We start from the raw sequence: 7,717 nt of genomic DNA on the forward strand, positions 1-7,717 counted from the left end.
TGCGGTGCGGTGGTGCGGTGGGGTGGTGCGGGGGTGCGGTGTCGCGTTGGACAGGGGGTGCGGTGCGCGGCTCCGGGGCTCAGGCCGGGAGCTCGCCGTCGCCGTCCCGGGCGCCGAAGTCGTGGAGGATCTGGCTGCCCAGCAGCGACTCCGCGTCGTCGCGGCTGCGCACCAGATGGGCGCGTCCGGCGTGGACCAGCACCTCGGAGGGGTAGCCGTGGCTGAGGAAGTGGACCGGAGACGCGGTGGGTCCGTAGGCGCCGGACCGCTCCACACCGACGATGTCCCCGGGGGCGAGGTCCTCGGGAAGCGAGACGGCCTTGCCGAGGGTGTCGTTGGGGGTGCACAGCGGGCCGGTGACGTTCCAGGGCACGCCCTCACCACCCGCGGCGGCCCGGTTGAGCAGCCGCATCGGGAAGTTCCGCTTGACGAAGGAGCCGATGCCGACGGCCGCCATGTGGTGGTTGGTGCCGCCGTCGGCGACGGCGAACCGCTCGCCCATGGACTCCTTGACGTAGCGGACCCGCACGGCGTAGGTGCCGCTGTGCCCGACGAGGAACCGGCCCAGCTCCATGACCAGCCTGGTCCGGGGGTGGCGCTCGGTGAACCGCTCGAAGTGCGGGTTGACCAGCTCGGCGACCTCGACCGGGTCGAGATCGCTCTCGCCGGGGAAGTAGGCCACGCCCAGGCCGCCGCCGACGTCCACGATGTCCAGCGGGACACCGAGCCGTTCGGACAGCCGCTCGGCCAGGTCCAGGATGCGCGAGGTGTTCTCCTCGACCACCGCGGCGGAGAGGATGCGGGTGCCCATGTAGGTCTGGAAGCCGCACAGCCGGATGTTGGCGTGGCGCGCGGCCAGATCCGGGGCGTCCAGCAGGGCCTGCTCGTCGATGCCGAACTGCCGGGGCTTGCCGCCCATCGTCAGCCCGCTGCCCTTGACCGCGAAGCTCGGGTTGACGCGCAGCACCACGTCCGCGGTGCGGCCCAGGCCGGCGGCCAGCTCGTCGATCAGTTCCAGCTCACCGAAGGACTCGCAGATCAGGGTGACCTGGTCCTTGAGGCAGGCGGTGATCTCCGTGCGGCTCTTGCCCGGCCCGAGGAACATCGTCTGCTCGGCGGGGACCCCGGCGCGCTGCGCCGTCACCAGCTCCGTCAGTGAGGAGACCTCGGCGCGGGCGCCCAGGGAGTGCAGCAGGGCACAGACGCTGATGTTGGGGTTGGCCTTCAGCGAGTAGAACATCTCCACCGACGGGTGCAGCGCGGCGCGCAGCCCCTGGTACTGGCGGGCGATGACATCGCCGTCGTAGACGTAGAGCGGGGTGCCGAAGCGCTCCGCCAGTTCGCCGAAGCCGATGCCCTGGACGGCGGACTCGCCCTCGCAGGCAGCCTGTTCGGTGGCGTCGCCGGTGACGCGCTGCGCGGTGGTGGTCGGATCAGTCATGGTCGGGGCGCTCCTCGGCGAGGCGGTGGGTGATGGCGGTGTCGATCGCGTCCAGCTCGGCCTCGTCGGAGGCGATCAGCAGCCCGTACAGGCGGCCGTTGTGCGGGCCCTCGCCAGTGGCCGCGGCGTTGACGGTGGCGAAGTTGTTGACCAGCAGCCCCCGGCCGCTGTCCGTGTCGAACAGCAGGCCGCCGAGGACGTCCCGCATGCGGGCGAAGGAGGTGTGGCCGGCCAGCCGCACGTCGTACTGGCGGGCCATCGCCAGCGCGCCGGGACGCATGAACCTTTCCTGCAGGGCGGTCTGGTAGGTCGACATGTTGTTGCGGGCGTTGATCTCCAGCACCGGCAGCAGCTCGTCGTCGGCGGTGATGATCGCGTCCACCCCGACCGGCCCGTGGAAGCCGTCGGCGGCAAGCCGCCGGCCGATCCTCTCGGCGGCGTCCTCGATCTCGGCGGCGTGCCGCGAGGAGATCCGGGCCGGGAAGCGGTGGCCCTTGTGGACGCCCTTGTCGGTGATGGCCTCCTTGACGAAGTCGAAGCGCACCGTGCCGTCGAGGGCCACCGTGAAGTGGTAGTTGAGGTCGACGGCCTTGTCCGCCCACTCCTCGACGACCAGCGACAGCCAGGGGTTGCCCGACCGGCTCGCGGTGCGCGAGACCATCCGCACCAGCTGGCGCATCCGGCGTTCGTCGTCGACGACCACGATGCCCTTGCCGGAGACGCCGTAGGCGTCCTTGACGCCGACCCGGCGGCCGCACGTGAGCGAGGTGGCGATCGCCGCCTCGGCGGCCGACGCGAACTCCTCAGCGCTCTCGCACGACCAGCCCCGGGCCTGCGCCAGTCCCAGCTCGGTGGCGAGCCGGCGGCTGTAGATCTTGCTGTTGACCGCCTTGACCAGCGCGGCGGGCGGCAGCGCCGGTGTCACGGACGTCAGCGCGCACAGCTCCTCCTCCACGGCCGACATCCCGTGGGGCCACAACCGGGCTCCCGTGCCCGCCAGTTCACGCAGGGTGGAGTGGAGCCGGGGCGAGGCGAGGGCGTCGACGCTGACGGTGTTGGCCGGGTCGTTGACGTCGGTGACCAGGATTCCCGGCAGCTCCAGGCCGAGCCCGTCCAGGTAGGCCAGATATCCGTCGTCCGGACGGGACTTGAGGACGACGTGGTCACCGCGGCCGGCCAGCAGCAGGGCGAACTCGTCCATGCGGTTGACGATCGCCGCGGCGGAGCGGCCGCCGACGCTGGGCAGCCCCGTCTCGCCCTTGGCCCACTCGTCCTCCACCTCGAAGTTGCCGAGCAGGACGAACGGGGTGCCGGGGTCGGCGCCGCAGGCGTGTTTCACACCCTCGGTGAAGGTCAGAGTCTGCTGAAGCATGATGGGAGTCCTCAGGTCAGTGGCGGAAGACCGCGGCGGAGTAGGTGGCGCCCAGGCCGACGCCGACCATCAGATAGAGGTCGCCGGGGGCCAGCAGCCCCCGTTCACGCACGGTGACGTGGTTGATGAAGCTGTCCGCGCCGAAGCAGTGGCCGCTGAACGGGACGTTCTCCAGGAAGATCTGGTCCCGGTCGAGCCCGTGGTCCTCGCACAGCTGCTTCCACACCACCGTGTTGACGTTGTGCGGGAGGATCAGCCGCAGCCGCTCCAGGGTGGTGCCGGCCGCCGCGGCGGCCTCGCGGATGGTGGCCGCGAGCATCACCTGGTGCTCGCGGAAGAAGTCCTTCTCCACGGCGTGCGGCGGGATGCCGTCGGCGAACCGGCCCCGGGTGTGGGTGACATAGGACAGCATCCGGTCGCGTTCGCCGCCGGTGCCCACCAGGACCGCGGCGGTTCCCTCACCCAGCACGGTGGAGCGCGGCACGATCTCCAGCGCCCGGGTGGCGACCCGCTCCCCGGCCAGCACCAGGCCCAGCGCCTCGGGGTCGCCGTCGGCCTCCAGCAGGTCGCCGACCAGGTGGACGGCGAGGAGGCCGGCGGCGCACGCGTGCTGGGTGACGCTGAACGCGACCGCGTTCGGCAGGCCCAGCAGCCGGCACAGTTCCTCCGGCGGTTCCTCGGTGGAGGCGGCGCCGGTGGCGATGGAACGCGCCATCACCACGTAGCGCACCAGGTGTTCCCGTCCGGCCAGCATCGGGAGCGAACCGGCGGCCTCGGCGTGCAGCCGGTGGGTCTCGACGCCCGGTGCGCGGTGCACGGTGTCCAGCCCGAAGTAGCGCCGGAAGATCTTGATGTCGGGCAGGTCGGCCTTGTTGCCGACCTGCTCGATCGGCAGGCGGGCACCGGGGAAGTGGCTGCCGACGTCGACGAGGGTGGTCATGCCGTCTCCTCCCCGCCGGCGTGGACGGCGGCGGCCGTGTCCCGGCCCGGCGTCACGCCGGTGTCCTGGCCGGGCCACCACAGGTCCTCGGCGGACAGGTCGTCCGCGCGGTACTTGCCGAGCGCGCTGATCAGCAGTCGCGCCTCCAGGGCCAGGGCGTCGGTGAGCCGCGCCAGGCCCGCCTCCGGGTCCTCGTCGACGGCGATCAGCGCCGCCCGGCCGAGCCCCACCGCGCGGGCGCCGAGCGCCAGCGCCCGGACCGCGCGGCCGCCCTCCCACATCCGGCCGGAGGCCAGCAGGCAGTGCCCGGCGGGCCCGTCGGCGCTGTCTGTCCCGTCTGTGGCGCCGATCCGCCGCAGGCACTCCGCCAGCGGAAGCCCGACCCCGGCGAGGAAGGCGTTCGGGGCCCAGCCGGTGCCGCCCTCGGCGCCGTCGACGGTCACCGCGTCCGCGCCGGCCTCCCAGGCCACGCGTGCCGCGTGGGCCACGTCCCGGCCCGGATGGAGCTTCACCCAGACCCGGGCCAGCGGGAAGTTGTTGCGCATGAAGCGCAGTTGCTGGCGGACGATCTCCTCGGTGAAGGTTCCGGGGCTGGCGCAGCGCAGCCGGTGCTCGCTGTCCTCGCCGAAGACCGCCTGGACATCGAACTGGCCCTCCAGCCGGGCCGCTTCGGCGGTGCCGGTGACGGTCATGCCGCCCAGGCCCGGCTTGGCGCCCTGGCCGATCTTCAGCTCGAAGGCGAGCCGGCCCGAGGCCAGCAGCGACTGGGAGTCGGGGTCGGAGTAGACCAGGTTCCACACCTCGGAGTCGGCGTCCTCGGTGCTCTGCTGCACCACGACCCCGCCGAGACCGTCGGCGGCCTCCTCGCGGTAGGCGGCTATCCGCGCCAGCAGGGCGGAGCGCTGCGCCTCGTCACCGCCGCGGCGGTAGCCGTGGACCGGCACCATGTTCTCGCCGACGACCATCGGCACTCCCAGCCGGGCCGCCTGCCGCCCGGCGGCGACCGAGAGGTCACCGGAACCGGCGCGGGTCGAGCCGAACGCCGACAGGTACAGCGGCAGCGAACTGCTGAACCCACCGATATCGGTGGAGAGTTCGACGTCGCCGTGCAACGGCTCCCGGCCCAGCTCGATCAGCTTCTCCAGACGCCGCGGCATGAACACCGGTGGCACCAGGCGGGCGTGGTCCAGCGCGTCGAAGGCCACGCCGTCGGTGCCCGGCAGCGGTGTCCCGGCGCCGTAGAGCCGCGCGCCGTAGCCGTCGGCGGCGGGGAAGACCTCGCCGGTGCCGGCCCGGGCCCGGGCACGGACCGCGTCCTCGGGGAACCCGGGTGCTCGCAGGGCGCTCACGGTGCCACCACCCCGGGGAGCTTGGGGTAGGCGCTGACCTGCCACAGGTAGTCCAGCCCGGTCAGGAACCGCACCAGGCGCTGCACTCCCATGCCGAACCCGGCCGAGGACTCGATCCCCTCACGCGCCAGATCCAGGTACCAGGCGTACTTGGCGGGGTTCTCCCCGCTCTCCCGCATCCGGGTGACCAGCGTCGCGTAGTCCGCCTCCCGCTCGCTGCCGCTGACCAGCTCCCCGAACCCGCCGTGCGCGATCAGGTCGAAGTTCCGCAGCACACCGGGACGGTCAGGGTCCTCCCGGTCGTAGAACCCGCGCGAGCCCTTGGGGTAGTCGTTGACGAAGAACGGCCGGTCGGCCTCCAGCGAGAGCACCTTCTCGCCCTGCCAGTCGATCTCGGCGTCCGCGGACTGGGGGTGGCCCAGCGCCCGCAGCCGTGCCACGGCCTCGGTGTGGGTGCACTCGCCGAGCTTCCCGGAGAGCAGCTCCGCGAAGTCCAGCTCGTCACGGCCCAGTCGCTCCAGCACCTCGGGAATCGTGCGCCAGAGGTGGGCGGACACCTCGGTGAGCAGCCCGCCCGCGACCTCCTGGATCTCGGCGCGGGTCGCGCCCGCCCACTCCACGTCGATCTGGTGGAACTCCACCAGGTGACGGCCGGTGCCGGCCGTCTCCGGCGGCTCCACCCGGACGTTGGGGGCGATGTAGAAGAGCTTCGGAAAGCCCTTCAGCGACGCCTGCTTGTACAGGATCGCGCTGGTCATCAGCTTGTAGGGGCGCCCGTAGTAGTCCACGTCCAGCGCCTTGGCGCCGCGCCCGCCCGGGTCGGTGACCGGCCCGACCAGCGGCGGCAGCAGCTCGACGAAGCCCAGTCCGCGAAGGAAGCCGCGGGCGGCGTGCAGCGCCTCCTGCTGCACCAGCATCGCGTCACGCAGGGCGGGCGTGCGCAGGTGTTCCCCGATCGGCGGCGGCAGCGGGGCTCCGGCGGCTGCGCCGTCGGGCGTCGCCTGCCCGGCGGCGGGGGGAGTGAGCGAGGCGGTCGTGTGCGGCATCTCTTCTCCGAGGTCTGGGGCGGAGGGACAGGACGGGAGCGCGGTGGTGCGGTGTGGCGGTACGGTCGCGCCGGCTGGGCGGTCGGTGCCGGCGGGGCCGGTGGTGTCCGCGTCGGTGACGTCCGGGCCCGCGGCGTCCGGGCCGGTGGTGCCACCGGCCGGTTCGGTGCCGGACTCCGGCGCCTCGGCGGAGCCGGACTCGGTACCCGGCTCGTCCCAGGCGCCGGGCAGCTCCCGCGGGTCGTGGTCGGCGGGCTCCGAACCGTCGAAGATCCGCGCCATGCTGTGCAGCGCGGACAGCAACCCCCAGGAGGTGAGGGCCTCCTGGCCGCCCGCGCGGTCGGGCCGGACCGGCATGGCGCCCGTGGCCGACCAGCGCAGCCGGCCACCTGCGTCGAGGTAGCTCCGGGAGCGACCGGCGTTGTCGGGGTGCAGGCAGTAGGGGATGTCGAGGTAGCCCCGGGCGAACGCGGTGCGCAGCGCGCGGCCGGTGTCCGCGTCCAGGGAGAGGACCGCCTCGACGAAGTCCCGGGCCTGGAGGTACACCTCGCTGTCGCCCCCCGCGCCGGGCCCGCCCGCGCTGGTCGCCGCGGCGGCGTCGGCCGCGGTCTCCAGAGCGCGGACGTTCTCCTCCACGGTGGGGATGCGGTGTGCCTCGGCGGCCGTCTTCACGATGAGGCGGCGGGCGCCGGCGCGTACGGCGAGCCGGGCCGAGCACTCCAGCAGCCGCAGCGCCCCGTGCTCCGTCATGGGGTAGACCCCCATGTAGGTGTAGAGGACCACGTGCCAGTCGGTGCCCGGTGGCAGGAACTCGGCGGCCAGCCGGCGCAACGCCCGCACCGCTTCCTCGTCCTGGGCGGCGCTGGTCTGCTGGGCGTAGCTCAGTGAGACGCTGCCGATGCCGTGCTGGGTGAAGAACACGCCTTCCAGCAGGCTGATCGCCACCAGCAGCGCGGGCGGGCACAGCTGGCCGAGCATGCAGCCGCCGAAGCTCTCCACGTGCGGGACGCGGGGCGCGGGCGCCAGCTCGGCCAGCAACTCGCAGGCCCGGGCCCAGTTGTCGACGGACCGGGCCAGCGGGGTGCGGCCGTAGGGCAGGCAGTAGGAGACCGGCCCGCCCTCCGTGGCGTCCAGGCCCGTGGCGGCGAGGGAGCGGATGATCCCCTCCGGGACGGAGGAACCGTGCCGCACCTGCACCGGGAACGCCGGCCCGAGGACTCCGTCCAGCAGTTCGCGGCTGCGCTCGGCGGAATGGGTGGTGATCGGGTAGCCGTTCAGCGGGATGCCGTCGTCCAGGCAGGCGCGCGCCGAGGCGCCGTCGCCGACCCGGGTGTAGCTGTCGATGGTGAGGGTGCCGACGGTGGTGGCGCGGGCCGCGTGGGTGGCGGCCAGGCCGCGTCGCATCCGCGCGGGGTCGCTGAAGCCCATCCGGGGCTGGACCACCAGTGAGCCGGCGGCCGCCGCCGACGCGACGAACGCGCCGAAGGACGGGGCGGCCACCGCGTGCTCCGCGCCGGGGTTCCCGGCGGGCGGGACGGGCGCGGGCGGCACCGTGGTGGTGGCCCGGAC

General features: G+C 73.3%; 5 protein-coding genes. All 5 read right to left on the reverse strand.

All coding sequences use genetic code 11. From position 1 onward, the window contains the following. Nucleotides 1-79: 79 nt before the first annotated feature. Entirely contained in the window at nt 80-1,441 is a 1,362-nt protein-coding gene (locus E0D90_RS21225) for a type III PLP-dependent enzyme (RefSeq protein ID WP_103502425.1), read from the reverse strand. Further along, nucleotides 1,434-2,813 (reverse strand): preATP grasp domain-containing protein, encoded by a 1,380-nt coding sequence (locus E0D90_RS21230; protein WP_130799676.1) that lies wholly within the window; start codon nt 2,811-2,813, stop codon nt 1,434-1,436. Before E0D90_RS21230 ends, E0D90_RS21225 begins: the two co-directional genes overlap by 8 nt. Nucleotides 2,814-2,829: 16 nt before the next feature. Continuing rightward, nucleotides 2,830-3,753, reverse strand: a complete 924-nt coding sequence (locus E0D90_RS21235; protein ID WP_103528388.1) for a 3-oxoacyl-[acyl-carrier-protein] synthase III C-terminal domain-containing protein — start codon at nt 3,751-3,753, stop codon at nt 2,830-2,832. Continuing rightward, nucleotides 3,750-5,102 (reverse strand): glutamate synthase-related protein, encoded by a 1,353-nt coding sequence (locus E0D90_RS21240; RefSeq protein WP_130799677.1) that lies wholly within the window; start codon nt 5,100-5,102, stop codon nt 3,750-3,752. Before E0D90_RS21240 ends, E0D90_RS21235 begins: the two co-directional genes overlap by 4 nt. Next, the coding region (locus E0D90_RS21245) for an amino acid--tRNA ligase-related protein (RefSeq protein WP_438827428.1) at nt 5,099-7,717 on the reverse strand (2,619 nt) is incomplete at its 5' end. The genes E0D90_RS21240 and E0D90_RS21245, both read right to left, overlap by 4 nt.

Source organism: Streptomyces otsuchiensis (assembly GCF_004305975.1).
GTDB classification, from domain to species: domain Bacteria; phylum Actinomycetota; class Actinomycetes; order Streptomycetales; family Streptomycetaceae; genus Streptomyces; species Streptomyces otsuchiensis.

Excerpts from the sequence above, each read along its gene's own strand:
- E0D90_RS21225 (WP_103502425.1), bottom strand. The coding sequence starts at position 1,441 with ATGACTGATCCGACCACCACCGCGCAGCGCGTCACCGGCGACGCCACC.
- E0D90_RS21230 (WP_130799676.1), bottom strand. The coding sequence starts at position 2,813 with ATGCTTCAGCAGACTCTGACCTTCACCGAGGGTGTGAAACACGCCTGC.
- E0D90_RS21235 (WP_103528388.1), bottom strand. The coding sequence starts at position 3,753 with ATGACCACCCTCGTCGACGTCGGCAGCCACTTCCCCGGTGCCCGCCTG.